This is a genomic window from Kitasatospora sp. McL0602 (assembly GCF_052076145.1).
Lineage (GTDB): Bacteria > Actinomycetota > Actinomycetes > Streptomycetales > Streptomycetaceae > Kitasatospora.
In genome coordinates, this window is the sequence record NZ_CP197246.1 from 5124898 (window position 1) to 5144490 (window position 19593).

Genomic DNA, 19593 nt, shown 5'->3' on the forward strand with positions numbered 1-19593 from the left:
ACGGGTGGCCGTCACAACAGGGGAGACGACGAGCATGGCATCACGCCGGGACGAGCTGAACGCCTACACCTTCGCGCGCAAGCGCATGGTGGGCGCTTTCCTTCAGCCCAGTGGGGGCGGCAACGACGAGGACGCGCCGCGTCCGGTCAAGGCCGTGCTGCCCAGTGTCGTGGTGGCAGCGGTGCTGGTCGCGGGCTTCGGGATGCTCGGTGTCATCAGCCCGACGGCGCCGCAGGGCTGGGACGACGGCAAGAACATCATCCAGGGCAAGGACTCGACCACCCGGTACGTGATCCTCCCGGACGAGAAGACCAAGGAGCCGATGCTCCACCAGGTCCTGAACATGGCCTCGGCCCGCCTGGTCACGCCGGCCAACGCCAAGATCGTGATCGTCGCGGACTCGGTGCTCGACGCGTACAAGAACCACGGGCCGACCATCGGCATCCCGTACGGGCCGGACAAGCTGCCGAGCGCCGACGTCGCCTCGGCGCCCAAGAAGTGGTCGGTCTGCGACAAGGCGGGCAAGGACAACAGCCAGACCTCGGTCAACCAGGCGGTGTTCGTCGCGGCGGGCAAGGACGCCCAGCAGCTGGACAAGCCCGGCCTGGTGCTCGGTCCGGGCCAGTGGCTGTACGTGCAGGAGCCTGATTCGAGCGGCAACCGGGGCAGCCAGTACCTGGTCGACTCGAACGGCAACAAGCACGCGATCGGCACCCTCTCCACCAGCGACCAGGACCGCACCGGCCTGGCCGGCGCGGTGTTCGGCCGGGCGACCCCGCAGCAGGTCACCAACGAGTGGATCGCCACCCTGAACGAGGGCGAGCGGATCCAGTACCCGGACATCCCGGACTTCGACCACCGGGACAAGGTCCCGTCGAAGCTGAACCTCACCCAGCCGGCGGAGCGGTTCGTCGGGCGGCTGCTGACCTACCAGGGCACCAGCTTCTACGTGGTCGGCAAGGACAACCTCTACGAGGTGTCGGCCTTCCAGGCGGCCCTGATCGCCAAGGGGCCGGTCGACAAGGTGCTCTACGACGGCGTGGAGGCCAAGCCGGCCGAGCTGACCCAGGCCGACTACACGGCGCTCTCCAGCAAGATCGACTCGAAGACGATGCTGAAGCCCGACGGGGACCTGCCGAAAGAGCGCCCGATCGGGCACCCGGCGAACTTCCTCGGGGACAACCAGCCGCGGACGGTGGTGTGCAGCACCTTCGAGAGCATGGACGCCAACGGCAACGCCAAGCGCAGCGTCTTCGCCGACGTCAACTACCCTGCGGAGGTGTCCAGCGGCTCCTCCAGCGCGCACGTGTCGCCGGGGGCGGGCCTGGTCTTCAAGTCCTCGGACGGCGGCGGCGTGGCCGGTTCGGGCAGCAACTTCCTGATCACCGAGACCGGTCTGCGGTACCAGCTGAGCACGAACACGGCGAAGCCTGGGGCAGCCACGACGGGCCAGCCGGCCCCGCAGGCCGGCGACGGTGCGCAGGCCCGGCTGGGCTACGACAAGATCCAGCCGGTGCTGGTCCCGAAGGACTGGGCGAACCTCGTCCCGGCCGGTCCCGCACTGGACGTCAACACTGCTGTTCTGCCGCAGAACTACTGACGATTCGTCAGGAGTTTGCGAAGGCAGTGTCTTGGTCTGGTAACTACCTTGCTCCCGGTGTTGGGTGACTTGCGGTCGGCCGCTACAGTGCTGGGTGACGTCACACCGTGATGTCGGACGGATGGACCGTGCCAGGACTATCCGTCAAAGAAGTCTGTCTCATGGGGGACGGTGGATTATGGCTGGTCAGTTCAAGACGACCGCTGAGGAAATGAATGCTTTCGCCAACCGCATCGGTGAGGTGAACGCTCAGGTCCAGGGCGAGATCCAGAGGCTCAACACTCTGGTCGACGAGATCAAGGCCGGCTGGCAGGGCCAGGCGGCCACTGCCTACGGTCAGCTCCAGGCGCGTTTCAACGAGGACGCGACGGCGCTGAACAAGGTGCTTGACGAGATCAAGCAGGCGATCGAGGCGACGACCAAGCTGTACAGCGCCACCGAGCAGGAGCAGCAGTCCTCGATGACGCACGCGGGCGGCAGCTTCGGCTGAGCCTGCGGCTCCGCGCGCGTGGGGCGTCGCCCCGTGCGCCGGATCTCGCAGCTCGAACCCGCACTTCAGGCCGGACAGCTTCGGATCGCACAGTTGAGATCTGTGCGGCGGTCCCTTCACGGGCCGGCCTGACTTCCTCGACAAGGAGACAGACATCATGGGCGACCACATTCTCGTTAGTTTTTCGACCATCCAGAATGCGGCCTCCGAGGTCCGTCAGACGGCCTCGCGCATCCAGCAGCAGCTGGATGAGCTCAAGGCCGGCGTGACGCGCATCGCGAGCAGCTGGGAGGGCGTTGCCCAGGAGGGCTACCGTGCCCGCCAGGCGCAGTGGGACGCCAAGGCCGCTGACCTTCAGCAGGCCCTGGGCCAGATCTCGACCTCGCTGGAGAACGCGGCTCAGAACTACCAGAACACCGAGAACAAGAACGCCGGTATCTGGAACTGATCTGCAGTGCAGCACAGGGGCGGGCGTCCGGTCGGGCGCCCGCCCCTGGCGCGTGGGGAGTGGCGTGGCACAGCATCGGCGGACGGACGGACGCCGGTGGATTCAGAGGGGAAGAAGCAGGGTGCCGTCGTTGAGGATGTTCCGCAGATCAGGTGCGGCCCTGGTGGTGCTCGGGGTGGTCGGCGGCCTGTCCGCGGCGCCCGCGTACGCCGACAGCAGCACGGCGCGCTGGGCGCCGCTGGTGGTCTCCGCGGCGGCGGAGTGCGCCGTCCCGTCGCAGGACGTCAAGAGCGTCCCGTGGGCCCTCCAGCGGGTGGTGCTGGACAAGCTCTGGGCGCCTGACACCAGCACGCCGGAGAAGGCCAAGGCGAACAAGAAGATCGACGGCAGCGGTGTGACGGTCGCCGTGATCGACACCGGTGTGGACAACACCAACCCGCAGCTGGCCGGGCCGGGCAAGGTCGTCGACGGTGGCGCCAAGATGCTGAAGGACGGCAAGGAGGACACCGCCACCGCCTTCAACGACCAGGTGGGCCACGGCACCAAGGTGGCCGGCATCATCGCCGCCGCGCCGTCCGACCGGACGGGTTTCGTCGGTCTGGCGCCGGGCGCGAGCATCCTCGCCATCCGGCAGAACGACGCGCAGGGCAGCGGCGACGTGCCACACCTGATCCAGGCCATCGACCAGGCGGTCAAGGCCGGGGTCGGAGTCATCAACATCTCCCAGGACGTCCGCGGGACGGACGAGAACGGGAAGGTCTTCGGGGGCAAGGACGAGCTGGAGGCCGCGCTGCTGCGGGCGGAGAAGGCGGGTGTCGTCGTGGTCGCCTCCTCCGGCAACGACGGCCTGGACGGCGACACCTTCCCCGCCGCCTTCGACACCGTGCTGGCGGTCGGCGCCTCGGACCGCAACAACGAACGTGCCTCGTTCTCGCAGTTCGGCGACTTCCTGGATGTCGTGGCGCCCGGTGTCGACATGCTCTCCACCGCGCGGGCCGGCGGCCAGTGCGTGGACAACGGCACCAGCTTCTCCGCCCCGTACGTCGCGGGTGTCGCCGCGCTGCTGAAGCAGAAGTACAAGAACTGGACGGCGCAGCAGATTCGCACCCGGCTGGAGCAGACCGCCGAGCGCAGCGGGAAGGGCCGCGACAACCAGATCGGCTGGGGCGTGGTCGACCCGGTCAAGGCGGTGCAGAGCAACTCCGAGCCGTCCGACTCCCCGTCCGCCAATCCGTCGGTGCAGCTGGACTCGGCGGGGATCGTCGCGCAGCCGCTCGGGCTGGCAGAGACGCAGGCCGACCGGGACAGCCGGACCGCCCTGTTCGTCCTCGGGGCGGGCGGCCTGGTGGTGGCCGGGCTGGGCGGTGGCGCGGTGGTGCTGCGCGACCGGCGTCGCCTCCAGGACTGACCTGTAGTGCCGTAGCGCTGTTCTGCAGGACTGCGCACAGCAGACGGCCGGCCCCCTCCGAGTGGAGGGGGCCGGCCGTTTCGCGTTCCGGGAGGGTCAGGCCTGGTCGTCCTCGGGGACGGTGATCACCCAGCGGGTGTCCTGGCGGGGGCGCAGGTAGAAGACCCAGTAGAGGCTGGCGGCGGCCGTGATGGCGCCGGTCCAGATCAGGGCCTTGACGTCCAGCTGGGTGAGGATGTAGCCGAGCGCGATGATCAGCACGACCGGGAGGACCGGCCAGAGCGGCTGGCGCCAGGCGGGCGCGTCCTTGTGCTGGGCGCGGCGGGAGAACAGCGCGGCGACGGCGACCAGCAGGTAGAGCGCGGCGACGGCGACACCGGTGATGTTGGTCAGCTCGGTCAGGTCGGCGAAGCAGAGCGCGGCGCCGGGGATGCCGACGGCGAGGGTGGCGACCCAGGGGGCGTTGAAGCGGTTCAGGGTGCCGAAGGCCTTGTTGACCGGCTCGGGCCAGGCCTTGTCACGGGCGGAGGCGAAGAGCACCCGGGAGTTCTGGATGACCATCACGATGCCGGCGTTGATGATGGCCAGCGCGATGCAGAGGCTGATGAAGGTGCCGAGGGCGGAGTCGCTCCACCCGGCGACCATGCCGGAGATGTCGCCGCCGCTGAGGGTGGCGAGGTCGGGGGCGCCCAGGGTGATGGCGATGACCGGGACGATGATGACCACGACGGAGAGCACCAGCGTCCAGAGCACGGTGCGGGCGACGTTGCGGCGCGGGTTCTCCAGCTCCTCGGAGAGGTAGATCGCGGTGCTGAAGCCCTGGGTGACGAAGAGCGCGGTGCCCATCGCGGCGAGGATCGCCCCGAGGCCGACCGCGCTGGTGGCGCCGCTGCTGTCGGCCACCACGCCGTGGACGAGGCTGCCGACGCCGCGCTGGCTGTGCGCGAAGCCGAGGACGGAGACGACCCCGGCCGCGATGACCTCCAGGACCAGGAAGACACCGGTGATCCAGGCGTTGGCCCGCAGGTCGAGCAGACCGGCGACGGTGGCCGCCAGCATGACGGCGGCGCCCGCGATCTCCGGGCTGACGTTGACGATGGGTGCGAGGTAGGCGGCCGTGCCGATCGCGATCACGGCGGGCACGATCAGCACGACGATCAGCGACTGGATGAACACCAGCCAGCCGGCGAACCGTCCGGCCAGCGTGCCGACCATCGCGTACTCGCCGCCGGCGCTCGGGACGAGGGTGCCGAGCTCGGAGTAGCAGAAGGCCACCGCGATGCAGAGGACGGCGCCGATCGCGATGCTCATCGCGGTCGCGGTGCCGAGGGTGTTGAAGAGCGTCGGCACGATGACGAAGAGCGAGGAGGCGGGTGTCACGCAGGAGAGCGTGAGCAGGGTGCCGCCCACGACGCCGAGCGAGCGGCTCAGCTTCCGAGGGGCCTCTGTGGTGCCCGGCGCCGCCGTGGGGGCTACGGCGAGTGGCGGGCGAAGCGTGTCGGTCATGGGCATTCCGATCGACTCTGAGCGGTCTCTGGGGGAGGGAGCGGTATCGCCTCCGCAGCGTCTGCCTGGTTCCTGGTCCTGTCGCTCCCGAGCCGCCATGGAACCTTGGTCGGATTGACCGAGTCAACGGCGAATGGCTTCGGATTCCGTTGCGTAAACGCGTATGAACATGCGATCCGATGATCGCGCACGGTAATTGTCGAGTATGTCTGACTTGCTCCAAGTGGAAGATCGCAGATGAATCCAAGGTGAATTATCGCTAACGGCCACTGAATCAAAGGTCGTCTGTCGGTGGGATCATGGCTCTCCCGACGGGTGTCAGTGCCCTGCGAGGCCCCGGGCGGGGCAACGAGAACCGCAGCTCAGGGCCGAAAGTAAATCCATAACGTTTCGGCACTCGGGACGAAAAAGGCCCGGGTCATGGAGACCCGGGCCCTGTTCGTCACAGTGTGTTACTGGATGGGGAGCCACCCGGTCTGAACCATCTGCCCGTTCGCGATCTTGCGCGAGACGAACACACCACGGCCCGGCGGCAGCGGCTGCGGCTTGACCGTGCCGAGCAGTGCGCCCTCGTTCTTGTCGCCGGAGAGCAGCAGACCCTGCCCGCCGAGCTCGCGCATCCGCTGCATGATCGGCTCGAAGAGCGAGCGACCGGCACCACCGGCGCTGCGGGCGATGATCACGCGCAGGCCGATGTCACGGGCGAACGGCAGGAACTCGGCCAGCGGCGCCAGCGGGTTGCCCGACTGGGTGGCGACCAGCTCGTAGTCGTCGACGATCACGAACATGTCCTTGCCGGTGTACCAGCTGCGGTCGCGCAGCTGCTGCGGCGTGACGTCCGGGCCTGGCAGACGGCGCGAGCAGGCGCCGCGCAGCATGTCCACGATCGAGGTCATGGCGGGCGCTGCCGCCGCGTACTCGACCAGGTACTCCTGCGGGACGGTGCCGAGCAGTGCGCGGCGGAAGTCGCCGACCACGATGCCGGCCTGGTCCGGGGTGTACCGCTCGGTGATCTGCTTGATCAGCATCCGCAGCACCGCGGACTTACCCGATTCGCTCTCACCGAAGACGATGAAGAGCGGGTCGGTCTCGAAGTTGATGAACGTCGGGGCCAGCTCGACCTCGTCGACACCGAAGGAGATGCCCAGCTCGGGGCGCTCGAAGCCCTTGGGCAGCGAGTGCCCGTCGAGCACGGCGGGCAGCATCCGGACCTGCGGTGCGCGCGGGCCCGTCCATGCCGCGTCCACCTGTTGCACCAGGTCGGCGACGCCGTCGACCAGGTCCTCGATCTCCGAGGAGCCGTCGAGGCGGGGCAGACCGGAGAGGAAGTGCAGCTTGGTCGCGGTGAGACCCCGGCCGGGCTGGCCGGCCGGGACGTTCTGCGCGACCTTGCGGTCGATCTCGGACTCCATCGAGTCACCGAGTCGCAGCTCGGTGCGGTTGAGCAGGAGGTCCTTGAGCGCCGGGCGGACCTCGGCGTACCGGGCGGCCGTGATGACGACGTGCACGCCGTAGCCGAGACCGCGCTGGGCGATGTCGGCGATGACGGGCTCCAGCAGCTCGAACTCCTGCTTGAAGGTCAGCCAGCCGTCGATGATCAGGAAGACGTCGCCGAACTGCTCGTCCGGCAGCTGACCGGCCGCGCGCCGCGTCCGGTAGGTGGCGATGGTGTCGATCCCGGTCGCGCGGAACAGCTCCTCGCGACGGTTCAGGACACCCTGCACCTCGCTGACGCTGCGGCGCACCTTGTCGACGTCCAGACGCCCGGCGACCCCGCCGACGTGCGGCAGGCCCTGGAGGGCCTGGAAGCCGCCACCGCCGAAGTCGAGCATGTAGAACTGCACCTCGGACGGCGTGTGGGTGACGGAGAAGCCCGCCACCATCGTCCGGAGCAGGGTCGACTTGCCCGAGCGGGGGCCACCGACGATCAGACCGTGACCGGCCGAGCCGGAGTAGTCCTGGTAGAGCACGTCACGGCGCTGGTCACGCGGCTTGTCGACGATGCCGACGGGCACCACGAGCCGGCCGAGCGCACCGAACTCGGGCGAGGTGAGCCCGCGCTCGGCCGTGACCTGGAGCGGCGGCACCAGCTGGTCGACGCTGGGCGCGGCGTCCAGCGGCGGCAGCCAGACCTGGTGGGCCGGCGGGCCCTGGCCGATCATGCGCGCCACGAAGACGTCGAGCATGGTGTCGAGCAGTGAGTCGTCGATCTCCTCGACGACCTCGACGACCTCCTCGATCACCGGCTCGATGACCTCGACCTCGGCCGCGGTGAACAGCACGGGTTGCGCGGTGACGGTGCGGCCGCCGCTGGCGAGCACCTGGCCCGGCGGGCGGTAGGCCCCCGAGACGTACGCGGCGCGGAAGCGCTCCATCACGTCGGAGCCGAACTTCAGGTACCCGACACCGGGGATCGGCGGCAGGTGGTAGGCGTCCGGCACGCCGATCGCGGCCCGCGACTCGGCGGCCGAGAAGGTGCGAAGACCCAGGCGGTAGGAGAGGAAGGTGTCCAGACCGCGGAGCTTGCCCTCCTCCAGTCGCTGCGAGGCGAGCAGCATGTGCATACCCAGCGAACGGCCGATCCGGCCGATCTGGATGAACAGGTCGATGAAGTCCGGCTTCGCGGTGAGCAGCTCGGAGAACTCATCGATGATCATCAGCAGCGAGGGCAGCGGGTCGAGGGCCGCACCGGCGGCGCGGGCCCGCTCGTACTCGTTGATGTTGGCGTAGTTGCCCGCCGAGCGCAGCAGCTCCTGGCGGCGGTTCATCTCGCCCTCGATCGAGTCGCGCATGCGGTCGATCAGGGTGGCTTCGCCCTCGAGGTTGGTGATGACGGCAGCGGTGTGCGGCATCTCCGACATGCCGGCGAAGGTCGCACCACCCTTGAAGTCGGCGAGGACGAGGTTGAGCACCTCGGAGGAGTGCGTCACGGCCAGCGCGAGCACGATGGTGCGGAGCACCTCGGACTTGCCGGAGCCGGTCGCGCCGACGCACATGCCGTGCGGGCCCATGCCCTCCAGCGAGGCCTCCTTGAGGTCCAGCCAGACGTACTCGCCGTTGGTGCCGACACCCAGCGGGACGCGGAGCTTCTCCCGGATGGGCTTCGGCCGCCAGTGCCGGGCCGGGTCGAAGGCCCCCGGGTCACCGGTGCTCATCATCTCGGTGAAGTCCATGCTGACGAGCGACGGGTCGCCGTCGTCGCCGCCCACCGAGGAGCGGAAGGGCGCGAGCTGGCGGGCCAGCGCCTCGGACTGCCAGGAGGAGAGGCTGTCCGGCTTGCCGGAGTACGAGGCACCGGAGGCGGACTCCAGCAGCAGCTCGTCCGGGGTGACGGTGACGATCAGGTGGCCGCTGGGCTCGTCCAGATCACCCGGGACGACCTCGATGACGGTGACGCCCTCGACGCCCTCGGCGCCGGCCAGCAGCGAATCGGGCGGCACCGCGGCGCCGTCCATGATCACGATCAGGTGCGGCTGGTCCGGCGACGGCACCGCGTCGCGGGAGAAGCCCTTGCGGCCGGCCAGCTCGTTGGCGAGCAGGCCCTCCAGCTCGCCCAGCCCGGTGGCGATCAGACGGCGCGAGCCCGCGCCGTCGTTCTCCTTGCGGTGCTGGGTGTGCGGCAGCCACTTCACCCACTCCCACTCGTCCACCGCGCCGGGCGCGGCGGCGACGGCGACCATCAGGTCGTCGGGGGAGTGCAGCGTGGTCAGCTGGGCGACCATCGCCCGCACGTTGCCGTACACGGTGTCCGGGTCGCCGCAGACCGTGATGTGGTAGAAGGCGCGCAGCGAGACCGCCAGCGGCAGGTCCTGGAGCGTGCCGTGCGAGGTGAGGAAGTTCTTCATCGCCTCGGCGGCCAGCGGCTCCAGCTCGTCGAGCGGAGCGGTCTGCGGTGCGACCAGCGGTGTCGACAGCTGCTGCGGCCCGCGGCCCAGCCTTATCTGTGCGAAGTCCGGATCGGTCGGCCTGCGCTCCCAGAGCCTGCGGCCCTCGGCGACGATCGACCAGAGCTGGTCCGGCTCGGGGTGCAGGAAGAGCTGCGCGCCGCGCTGGCGCTCCGCCGTGCGCCGCACCTGACGCCGCATCTGCTGGAGGTACTTCAGGTAGTCCCGGCGCTCGTCCGAGGTTCCCGCGTTACCGCCCTTGCGGGCCTTGACGATCTGCGCCACCGCCATACCGGCGGTCGAGGCGACCATCAGGACACCCATCATCTTCATCGGCCCCTGAGCACCAGGGGAGAAGAAGAACGCCGCCGAGCCGCCCATGCCGAGCAGCGGCAGCAGCGACATCATCCAGTCCTCGGCGCCCGACCTGGGCAGCTCCGGTGGTGGCACCAACTCCACCGGCTCGTCCGGCACAGCGGGCGGATAGGCCCGCGCCGGACGCTTGACAGTAACCACGCTCACTACGGCATCAGCCCTCACGCAACTGGGATACGTACGGGTGAGGACGCCCCGTGTGATGACGCCGCCCCCGCTCCGCCGACCGCAGGCGCCCCCGGGAGTTCACGCTGAACCGCCCCCGTACGCCTTGCGCAGGGGCCGATCCTACTGGTCGGACCCGACAGATTCAGCACGGGGGCGAGTGCTTCGCGACCGCCACCGCCCGGCGACGGGTAAGAACAGGTCAAACCGGTCAAGCAGACCCGGTGGCCGCCGGAGTGAGCCGGTGTCACCCTCCACCCAAATCTCACCGGAAGTCAGCAGTTCCTCCAAGACCCCGCTCCTGCCCGCACAGCGGTGCCCCCAGGGCCTGACAAGGTGTCGGGCGTGCGGAGATCCGGGGCCCAGTAGGGACGGACTCTCCGCCGGGCGGTAGGGTAACGCCGCGCCAACTCTTGGTCGGATCGTGTCAGTTCCGGTCCGGCCCGGTCGGCGCCTTGACTTACAGGCACAGTCAACGAGGGGGAAGCGCCGGTGAGCGCAAACGCAACGACCGGATTCTGCCGGGTCACCGTCGTGGCACCGGACAGCCGGATCGATGTCGCACTACCGGAGGACGTTCCGCTCGCGGACGTCTACCCCGAGGTGCTCCGGTTGTCCGGCCAGACCCAGGTGGACGGTGCGCCGACCGGCTTCCACCTCGTCCGCCGCGACGGCACGGTGCTGGACAGCGGCCTGCCGCTCTCCGCCCAGCAGGTCCGGGACGGTGACCTGCTCAGCCTGCGCCCGTTCGCGGAGTCGCTGCCACCCGCCGTCTACGACGACGTCGCGGACGCCATCGCCAGCGCCGTGGAGGCGGACCGCCGCTTCTGGAGCCCGGACCTGATGCGGGCCTTCGGCCTGATCGGCGCCGGCGTGCTGCTCGCGCTGCTCGGCTTCGCGCTCTGGTTCTCGGACCTGCGGCACGACATGCACAGCCTGCCGGGCATCCTCTCCGGCGTCACCGCCGTGGTGCTGGTCACCTTCGCCGCCGTGCGGGCGCGGGTCTACGGGGACCACGACGCCGCGCTCGCCCTCGGCCTCGGCGCCCTGCCGCACGTCCTGATCGCGGGCACCGGCATCATGCCCGTCGCCCACCTCGGCGACGGCCCCGGCCGCCTGCAGTTCCTGGTCGGCTGCGTCGCCGTGCTGATCACGTCGATCCTGCTGGTCGGCCTGCTGCCGGAGAAGGACTCGGTCTTCGTGGCCTCCTCCTTCCTCGCCGTCGCCGGCACCCTGGCGACCTTCGCCGCCGTGCTGCTCCCGGACACCGCCGCCACCCGGATCGCCGCCGTGACCGGCGTCGCCGCCGTCTCGGTGATCGGCTTCCTCCCCGCGCTCTCGGCCCGCTTCGCCCGCCTGCCCGTCGGCTTCAGCGCCCCCGGCCAGACCCGCACCCGCGGCACGGCCTACAGCGAGGAGACCGGCCGCGCCGAGGCCGTGCAGTACGAGCGGATCGCGCACCAGGCCCGCCGCGGCCACGAGGTGCTGGTCGGCCTGGTCGGCGGCTGCGCCGCGACCATCGTCGGCGCCTGCACCGTGCTCGGCTTCAGCGACAAGATGTTCGGCGAGCTGCTCGCGCTGAGCCTCGGCATCGCCACGATGCTGCGGGCTCGGCTGTTCCGCTACACCGCGCAGGTCTTCAGCCTGGTCATCGCCGGTCTGATGGGCCTGGCCCTGCTGATCATCGGCCTCTCGCTGCACACGCCGCTCTTCATCATCAAGGCGGCGGGCGGCACCTCCGCCGACATCCGCACCATCTGGCTGGCCGCCTCGATCGCCCTCGGTGCGGCCGTGCTGACCGCCATCGCGCTGGTCGTCCCGCGCCTGGGCGTCTCCCCGTTCTGGGGCCGGATGCTCGACATGGTCGACGGCGTGATGCTGATCTCGCTCGTCCCGCTGGCCCTCGCCGTCCTCGATGTCTACGGTCTGATCCGGGGCGCCACCAGCTGACCGCTCCACCAGCTGACCGCCCCACCAGCGCACAGTGCCCGCCACGGGCCCCGATCACGGGGTCGGTGGCGGGCACTGCTACGATTGGCCCTTGAGCGCAGCCTGTCCCGCCCCGGAGCCCTCGGGCCCGAAGCCGCGGGAGGCGGCGCTCGACGTACGACACCGAGTCACTTCAGATCCTGTGCCGTAGACCAGGATCGCTCGGACCATCTCAGAAGGAGTTGCTGTGGCTCTCGACGCCGCTGTCAAGAAGGAAATCTTCGCCGAGTTCGGCATCAAGGAAGGCGACACCGGCTCCCCCGAGGTCCAGGTCGCCATGCTGTCCCGCCGTATCTCGGACCTGACCGAGCACCTCAAGTTCCACAAGCACGACCACCACTCGCGTCGTGGTCTGCTGATCCTGGTCGGCCAGCGTCGCCGGATGCTGAAGTACTTGGCCAAGGAAGACATCAACCGCTTCCGTATCCTCGTCGAGCGTCTGGGCATCCGTCGCGGTGCCGCCGGTGGCGCCCGCTAAGACCGCCGTGCAGGGGCGGCTCCCCTTCCCAGGGGAGCCGCCCCTCGCTGCATCCGGACAGACTCATTTCCACACGCGTGGTAATGACGCGCTCTGTAGGGTGTGAATTTGTAAGGTGAGGGGCATGCCCGGTCATGGCGTCGGCACGACGCCGCGAGAACTGAGGCAGCACGACATCACCCCAGCGGGCCGAAGGCTTCAAACGGAAGCCGCCCGCATCCGGAGGAGCGTCCACACGCGACCGCCGACCAGGCAGCCGAGAGGCGCCGGTCCTCGGTAGTGGCCGCCGGGAGTCCCAGAGCGGACAGCCCGGAGGCTTCGATCGAAGACCGGCCCGGTAATGCCCAGGGCCGCAGGTGGACAAGCGCAGGGGCGCTCCCTCGGAAACGTACGAAAGAGGAGATCTTCCAGGTGGAAGAGAACGTGTTCTACGCCGAGGCCGTCATCGACAACGGCAGCTTCGGCACCCGTACCATCCGCTTCGAGACCGGCCGCCTGGCCCGTCAGGCCGCCGGCTCCGCCGTGGCCTACCTGGACGACGACACCATGGTGCTGTCGGCCACCAGCGCCTCCAAGCAGCCGAAGGAGCACTTCGACTTCTTCCCGCTGACGGTCGACGTCGAGGAGCGGATGTACGCCGCGGGCCGCATCCCCGGCTCGTTCTTCCGTCGCGAGGGCCGGCCCTCCGAGGACGCGATCCTCACCTGCCGCCTGATCGACCGCCCGCTGCGCCCGTCCTTCGTCAAGGGCCTGCGCAACGAGGTCCAGGTCGTCTGCACGATCATGGCGCTCAACCCCGACCACCTGTACGACGTCGTGGCGATCAACGCCGCCTCCGCGTCCACCCAGCTGGCCGGCCTGCCGTTCTCCGGCCCGATCGGCGGCGTCCGCGTCGCGCTGATCAAGGGTCAGTGGGTCGCGTTCCCGACCCACAGCGAGCTGGAGGACGCCGTCTTCGACATGGTCGTCGCCGGCCGCACCCTGGCCGACGGTGACGTCGCGATCATGATGGTCGAGGCCGAGGCCACCACGAAGACCATCAAGCTGGTCGAGGACGGTGCCGAGGCGCCGACCGAGGACGTCGTCGCCGCCGGTCTCGAGGCCGCGAAGCCGTTCATCAAGGTGCTGTGCGCCGCGCAGGCCAAGCTCGCCGCCCAGGCCGCGAAGCCCACCGCCGAGTTCCCGGTCTTCCTGGACTACCAGGACGACGTGCTGGCCGCCCTGACCACCGCGGTCAAGGACGAGCTCGGCAAGGCGCTCACCATCGCCGGCAAGCAGGAGCGCAACGCCGAGATCGACCGCGTCAAGGCGATCGCCGCCGAGAAGCTCCTCCCGGAGTTCGAGGGCCGCGAGAAGGAGATCAGCGCCGCGTACAACGCGCTGACCAAGAAGATCGTCCGCGAGCGCGTCATCAAGGACAAGGTCCGCATCGACGGCCGTGGCGTCACGGACATCCGTACGCTCGCCGCCGAGGTCGAGGCCATCCCGCGCGTGCACGGCTCGGCCCTGTTCGAGCGTGGCGAGACCCAGATCCTGGGCGTCACCACTCTCAACATGCTCCGCATGGAGCAGCAGCTCGACACGCTCTCCCCGGAGACGCGTCGCCGCTACATGCACAACTACAACTTCCCGCCGTACTCGGTCGGCGAGACCGGCCGCGTGGGCTCGCCCAAGCGCCGCGAGATCGGTCACGGCGCGCTGGCCGAGCGGGCGATCCTGCCCGTGCTGCCGACCCGCGAGGAGTTCCCCTACGCGATCCGCCAGGTCTCCGAGGCGCTGAGCTCCAACGGCTCCACCTCGATGGGCTCGGTCTGCGCCTCGACCATGTCGCTGCTGAACGCCGGTGTGCCGCTGAAGGCCGCCGTCGCCGGTATCGCGATGGGTCTGATCTCGCAGGAGGTCAACGGCGAGACGCACTACGTCACGCTGACCGACATCCTCGGTGCCGAGGACGCCATGGGCGACATGGACTTCAAGGTCGCCGGTACGCGCAACTTCATCACCGCGCTCCAGCTCGACACCAAGCTGAACGGCATCCCGGCCTCGGTCCTGGCCGCCGCGCTGAAGCAGGCCAAGGACGCCCGTCTGCACATCCTCGATGTGATGAACGAGGCGATCGACACTCCGGACGAGATGTCGCAGTACGCACCGCGCATCATCACCATCAAGATCCCGGTGGACAAGATCGGTGAGGTCATCGGCCCGAAGGGCAAGATGATCAACCAGATCCAGGAGGACACCGGCGCGGACATCACCATCGAGGACGACGGCACCATCTACATCGGTGCGGTCGACGGTCCCTCGGCGGAGGCTGCCCGTACGACGATCAACCAGATCGCCAACCCGACCATGCCGGAGGTCGGGGAGCGCTACCTGGGCACCGTGGTGAAGACCACGACGTTCGGCGCGTTCGTTTCGCTCATGCCGGGCAAGGACGGCCTGCTGCACATCTCGCAGATCCGCAAGCTCGCCGGTGGCAAGCGCGTGGAGAACGTCGAGGACGTGCTGGCCGTCGGCGCCAAGGTCCAGGTCGAGATCGCCGAGATCGACCCGCGCGGCAAGCTCTCGCTGATCCCGGTCACCGAGGGCGAAGAGGGCGCGGAGGCCGCGTCCGAGTGACGCGCTCCTAGCTCCACCGCGGCCCGCACACTCCCAGCCCGGAGCGTGCGGGCCGCACCCTGTTGTCATTGTTTGAGAGGAACACTTGTGGCCCAGGCCTCGGCAGCACAGCAGCGCCCCGGCAGCACCCGGACCCTGCTCAAGGGCGTCGACGGCGCCGGCACCGTACGCCGTACCGTCCTCCCCGGCGGCCTGCGGGTCGTCACCGAGACCCTGCCCACGGTCCGCTCGGCGACCTTCGGCATCTGGGTCGGCGTCGGCTCGCGGGACGAGACGCCCGTCCTGAACGGCGCCACGCACTACCTGGAGCACCTGCTCTTCAAGGGCACCGAGCGCCGCAGCGCGCTCGACATCTCGGCCGCCCTGGACGCCGTCGGCGGTGAGATGAACGCCTTCACCGCCAAGGAGAACACCTGCTACTACGCGCGGGTGCTCGACACCGACCTGCCGCTGGCCATCGACGTGGTCTGCGACATGCTCACCGGCTCGCTGATCCGCCCCGAGGACGTCGAGGCCGAGCGCGGCGTCATCCTCGAGGAGATGGCGATGGCCGAGGACGACCCGGGCGACGTCGTCCACGACCTCTTCGCCAAGGTCGTCTACGGGGACTCCCCGCTCGGCCGCCCGATCCTCGGCACCCAGGAGACCGTCACCGGCCTCACCCGGGACCAGATCGCCGGCTTCTTCAAGCGCCGCTACAAGCCCGAGCAGCTGGTCGTCGCCGCCGCCGGCAACCTCGACCACGCCAAGGTCGTCCGGATGGTCGAGAAGGCCTTCGCCGGGGTGCTCGCCAAGTCCACCGGCCACCCGGCCGAGGTCCGCAAGGGCGTCAAGGCCGTGCGCACCGCCGGCAGGGTCGAGGTGCTGAACCGCCCGACCGAGCAGGCCCACCTGGTGCTCGGCGTCCCCGGCGTGGCCCGGCACGACGAGCGCCGCTGGGCGATGGGCGTGCTCAACGCCGCCCTCGGCGGCGGCATGAGCTCCCGCCTCTTCCAGGAGGTCCGGGAGAAGCGCGGCCTCGCGTACTCGGTGTACTCGTACTCCTCCTCCTACGCCGACAGCGGCCTCTTCGGCATCTACGCCGGGTGCCAGCCCAAGCGCGTCGAGGAGGTGCTGAAGATCTGCCGCGAGGAGCTCGCCAAGGTCGTCGCCGAGGGCATCACCGAGGAGGAGCTGCGCCGCGCGATCGGCCAGATCTCCGGCTCCACCGTGCTCGGCATGGAGGACACCGGCTCGCTGATGAACCGCATCGGCAAGGCCGAGCTCTGCTACGGCCACCACCTGTCGGTCGACGACATGCTGGAGAGCATCGCCTCCGTCACCCTGGAGGACGTGCACGCCGTCGCCCGTGATGTGCTGGGCGCACACCGGCCCTCGCTCGCCCTGATCGGCCCGGTCAACGACAAGCGGGCCGCGAAGCTCGCCGACCTCCTGGTCTGAGAGGACACCCCATGAGTCTGCGAGTCGCCGTCATCGGCGCGACCGGCCGGATCGGCTCCGAGGCCGCCAAGGCCGTCGCCGCCGCCCCCGACCTCGAACTCGTCGCCACCCCCGGCCGTTCCGACAAGCTGGAGACGCTGACCGAGGCGGGCACCCAGGTCGCCGTCGAGCTGACCCACCCCGACGCGGTGATGGCCAACCTCCAGTACTGCGTGGCCAACGGCATCCACGTCGTCACCGGCACCACCGGCTGGACGGAGGAGCGGCTCGCCACTCTGCGCGGCTGGCTCGACGCCTCGCCCGGCGTCGGCGTGCTGATCGCGCCGAACTTCTCCATCGGCGCCGTGCTCGCGATGAAGTTCGCCCAGACCGCCGCGAAGTACTTCGAGACCGTCGAGGTCGTCGAGCTGCACCACAACAACAAGGCGGACGCCCCCTCCGGCACCGCCGCCCGCACCGCCCAGCTGATCGCCGCCGCCCGCGCCGAGGCCGGCCTGCCCCGGCAGACCGACCCGACCACCCACGGCCTCCCCGGCGCCCGCGGCGCCGACGTCGACGGCGTGCCGGTGCACTCGGTACGGCTGCGCGGCCTGCTGGCCCACCAGGAGGTGCTGCTCGGCGACACCGGCGAGACGCTCACCCTGCGGCACGACTCGCTGCACCACAGCTGCTTCATGCCCGGCATCCTGCTCGGCGCTCGCAAGGTCGTCGACACCCCGGGGCTGACCTTCGGCCTCGAGAACTTCCTGGACCTGTGATGACCTCCCGTACGGGCTTCTTCATCCTCGCGGGCGTCCTGCTGCTGGTCTCGGTCATCTGCGTGGGCGAGGGCATCCAGCTGATCGCCACCGGCAAGCCGCTCGGCATCGGCATCGGCCTCTGCGCATTCGTCATCCCCGCCATCGGCGTCTGGTTCCTGCGCCAGACCGTCCGCTTCGGCCGCGCCAGCGAGCGGCTCGCCCGCGAGCTGGAGGCCGAGGGCGGCCTGCCCGTCGACGAGCTCAAGCGCACCTCCGGCGGCCGGATCGACCGGGCCTCCGCCGACGCCGTCTTCGCCCGCCGCCGGACCGAGGCCGAGGCCACCCCCGGCGACTGGCGGGTCTGGTTCCGCCTCGCCGTCGCCTACGCCGACGCCGGTGACGTGCCGCGCGCCCGCAAGACCATGCAGCACGCGATCAGGCTGCACGTCTGACCCCCTACCCTGGTGGGCAGCACCAGTTGTCGAACAATGAGGATTGCCGAGTGAACGACGAAGTCGAGCTGGCCCCGAAGTTCCGTAGCGACGTCACCGTGGACCTGGTCCGGCACGCCGCCCAGGACTCGGACGTGATCTGGGCGGCCAGGGTCTCCACCACGGGCGAGCAGTCCCTGGAAGCCCTGCAACAGGACCCGGACAAGTCCAAGGGCCTGATCAACTTCCTCATGCGGGACCGCCACGGCACCCCCTTCGAGCACAACTCGATGACCTTCTTCATCAGCGCGCCGATCTTCGTCTTCCGCGAGTTTCACCGCCACCGCAGCGGTTGGTCCTACAACGAGGAGTCGGGCCGCTACCGCGAGCTGCAGCCCGTCTTCTACGTGCCCGGCACCGACCGCAAGCTCGTCCAGCAGGGCCGCCCCGGCCGCTACGAGTTCGTCGACGGCACCGAGAAGCAGCAGACCGTCGTCGACGAGCAGATGAAGGCCGCGTACGAGGCCTCCTACGCCGCGTACCAGCAGATGCTCTCCGAGGGTGTCGCCCGCGAGGTCGCCCGCGCCGTCCTCCCCGTCGGCCTGTTCTCCTCGATGTACGCGACCTGCAACGCCCGCTCGCTGATGCACTTCCTCTCGCTGCGCACCAAGGACGACCGGGCGACCGTCCCGTCCTTCCCGCAGCGCGAGATCGAGATGGTCGCCGAGCAGATGGAGGCGGAGTGGGCCAAGCTCATGCCGCTCACCCATGCGGCCTTCAACGCCCACGGCCGCGTCGCCCCCTGACCTGGGCCGATAGGCATATCGGCAGAAGTCCTGGCATGTCTGGATTGCAGCTTCAACAGCCGCTCCCTAGTCTCAGGACAAGGATTCCGGTGCTGCTTGAACCCCCGAGCATGCAGCACCGGAATCCCATGTCAGGCCACGTTCCACCCCGGCACACCTGTCCGAACCCTGGACCGGCTTAGGTACCCACCGGCCGCCTACGAGTAGTTTTGGACGCATGGCTCCGACCTCCACCTCTCAGACCCCCTTCGGCCGGGTCCTCACCGCGATGGTGACCCCCTTCACTGCCGACGGCGGACTCGACCTCGACGGTGCGCAGCGCCTCGCCGCGCACCTCGTCGACTCCGGCAACGACGGACTGGTGCTCAACGGCACCACCGGTGAGTCCCCGACCACCACCGACGCCGAGAAGGCCCAGCTCGTCCGTGCCGTGGTGGAGGCGGTCGGCGACAGGGCACACGTCGTCGCAGGGGTCGGCACCAACGACACCCACCACAGCGTCGAGCTGGCCCGGCAGGCCGAGGCCGCCGGAGCGCACGGCCTGCTGGTCGTCACCCCGTACTACAGCAAGCCCCCGCAGGAGGGGCTCTACCAGCACAACGTGACGATCGCGGACGCCACCGAGCTGCCCGTGATGCTCTACGACATCCCCGGCCGTAGCGGCGTCGCCCTCAGCCACGAGACCCTCGTCCGGCTCGGCGAGCACCCCCGGATCGTCGCCAACAAGGACGCCAAGGGCGATCTCGGCGCGGCTTCCTGGGCCATCGCCCGCAGCGGCCTCGCCTGGTACTCCGGCGACGACATCCTCAACCTGCCGCTGCTCTCCGTCGGCGCTGTCGGTATCGTCAGTGTGGTGGGCCATGTCGCCGCCACCGAGCTACGCGCGCTGATCGAGGCGTACCTTGCGGGTGACGTCGCCAAGGCCACCGCGATCCACCAGAACCTGCTCCCGCTCTTCACCGGCATGTTCCGCACCCAGGGCGTCATCCTCAGCAAGGCCGCCCTGAACCTCCAGGGACACCCGGCCGGTCCACTGCGACTCCCGCTGGTGTCCGCCACGCCGGAGGAGATCGACCGATTGAGGAAGGATCTCGCCGCCGGCGGGGTACACCTCTAAAGACAAGACGTGCGCGCTCCCGGCTCGCCGGCCCCTCGCGGGGCTGCCGCTGGACCGGAGACGAAGGCGCGAGATACCTGGTAAGTAGGCAATCAAC

14 protein-coding genes are annotated in these 19593 nt (G+C 69.5%); 12 read left to right on the forward strand and 2 right to left on the reverse strand.

Translation table 11 applies throughout. The features are described 5' to 3' along the window. The first annotated feature begins 34 nt into the window (after positions 1-34). The 4 genes from ACR68M_RS23365 (at position 35) to mycP (ending at position 3946) form a co-directional block, all read left to right on the forward strand. Positions 35-1600, forward strand: a complete 1566-nt coding sequence (locus tag ACR68M_RS23365; protein ID WP_441246060.1) for a type VII secretion protein EccB — start codon at positions 35-37, stop codon at positions 1598-1600. Positions 1601-1778: 178 nt separating this feature from the next. Next, positions 1779-2090, forward strand: a complete 312-nt coding sequence (locus ACR68M_RS23370) for a WXG100 family type VII secretion target (RefSeq protein ID WP_441246061.1) — start codon at positions 1779-1781, stop codon at positions 2088-2090. A 157-nt stretch (positions 2091-2247) separates the two neighbouring features. Then, complete coding sequence (locus ACR68M_RS23375) at positions 2248-2538, forward strand: WXG100 family type VII secretion target (RefSeq protein WP_441246062.1); 291 nt, start codon at positions 2248-2250, stop codon at positions 2536-2538. Positions 2539-2674: 136 nt separating this feature from the next. Next, positions 2675-3946, forward strand: a complete 1272-nt coding sequence (gene mycP / locus ACR68M_RS23380) for a type VII secretion-associated serine protease mycosin (protein WP_441246063.1) — start codon at positions 2675-2677, stop codon at positions 3944-3946. 96 nt (positions 3947-4042) lie between these two features. Here the strand turns inward: mycP and ACR68M_RS23385 are convergent, their stop codons facing one another. Then, entirely contained in the window at positions 4043-5452 is a 1410-nt protein-coding gene (locus tag ACR68M_RS23385) for an APC family permease (protein ID WP_441246064.1), read from the reverse strand. Between the two features lie 452 nt (positions 5453-5904). Next, positions 5905-9858 carry a type VII secretion protein EccCa gene (gene eccCa, locus ACR68M_RS23390; RefSeq protein ID WP_441246065.1) on the reverse strand — a complete coding sequence of 1318 codons (3954 nt, stop codon included), beginning with the start codon at positions 9856-9858 and terminating at the stop codon, positions 5905-5907. Between the two features lie 510 nt (positions 9859-10368). Between eccCa and eccD the strand changes: the two genes are divergently transcribed. The 8 genes from eccD (at position 10369) to dapA (ending at position 19496) form a co-directional block, all read left to right on the forward strand. Next, a complete protein-coding gene (eccD, locus tag ACR68M_RS23395) occupies positions 10369-11826 on the forward strand; it encodes a type VII secretion integral membrane protein EccD (protein WP_441246066.1) in 1458 nt (485 codons plus the stop codon). Between the two features lie 226 nt (positions 11827-12052). Continuing rightward, complete coding sequence (rpsO, locus tag ACR68M_RS23400; protein ID WP_441246067.1) at positions 12053-12343, forward strand: 30S ribosomal protein S15; 291 nt, start codon at positions 12053-12055, stop codon at positions 12341-12343. A gap of 411 nt (positions 12344-12754) precedes the next feature. Then, entirely contained in the window at positions 12755-14962 is a 2208-nt protein-coding gene (locus ACR68M_RS23405) for a polyribonucleotide nucleotidyltransferase (RefSeq protein WP_441246068.1), read from the forward strand. 87 nt (positions 14963-15049) lie between these two features. Continuing rightward, a complete protein-coding gene (locus ACR68M_RS23410; protein WP_441246069.1) occupies positions 15050-16402 on the forward strand; it encodes a M16 family metallopeptidase in 1353 nt (450 codons plus the stop codon). 11 nt (positions 16403-16413) lie between these two features. Next, a complete protein-coding gene (gene dapB / locus ACR68M_RS23415) occupies positions 16414-17160 on the forward strand; it encodes a 4-hydroxy-tetrahydrodipicolinate reductase (protein WP_441246070.1) in 747 nt (248 codons plus the stop codon). Next, a complete protein-coding gene (locus ACR68M_RS23420; RefSeq protein ID WP_441246071.1) occupies positions 17160-17594 on the forward strand; it encodes a hypothetical protein in 435 nt (144 codons plus the stop codon). Before dapB ends, ACR68M_RS23420 begins: the two co-directional genes overlap by 1 nt. 50 nt (positions 17595-17644) lie before the next feature. Further along, entirely contained in the window at positions 17645-18379 is a 735-nt protein-coding gene (gene thyX / locus ACR68M_RS23425) for an FAD-dependent thymidylate synthase (RefSeq protein ID WP_441246072.1), read from the forward strand. Between the two features lie 217 nt (positions 18380-18596). Beyond that, complete coding sequence (gene dapA, locus ACR68M_RS23430) at positions 18597-19496, forward strand: 4-hydroxy-tetrahydrodipicolinate synthase (protein WP_441246073.1); 900 nt, start codon at positions 18597-18599, stop codon at positions 19494-19496. Positions 19497-19593 lie beyond the last annotated feature (97 nt).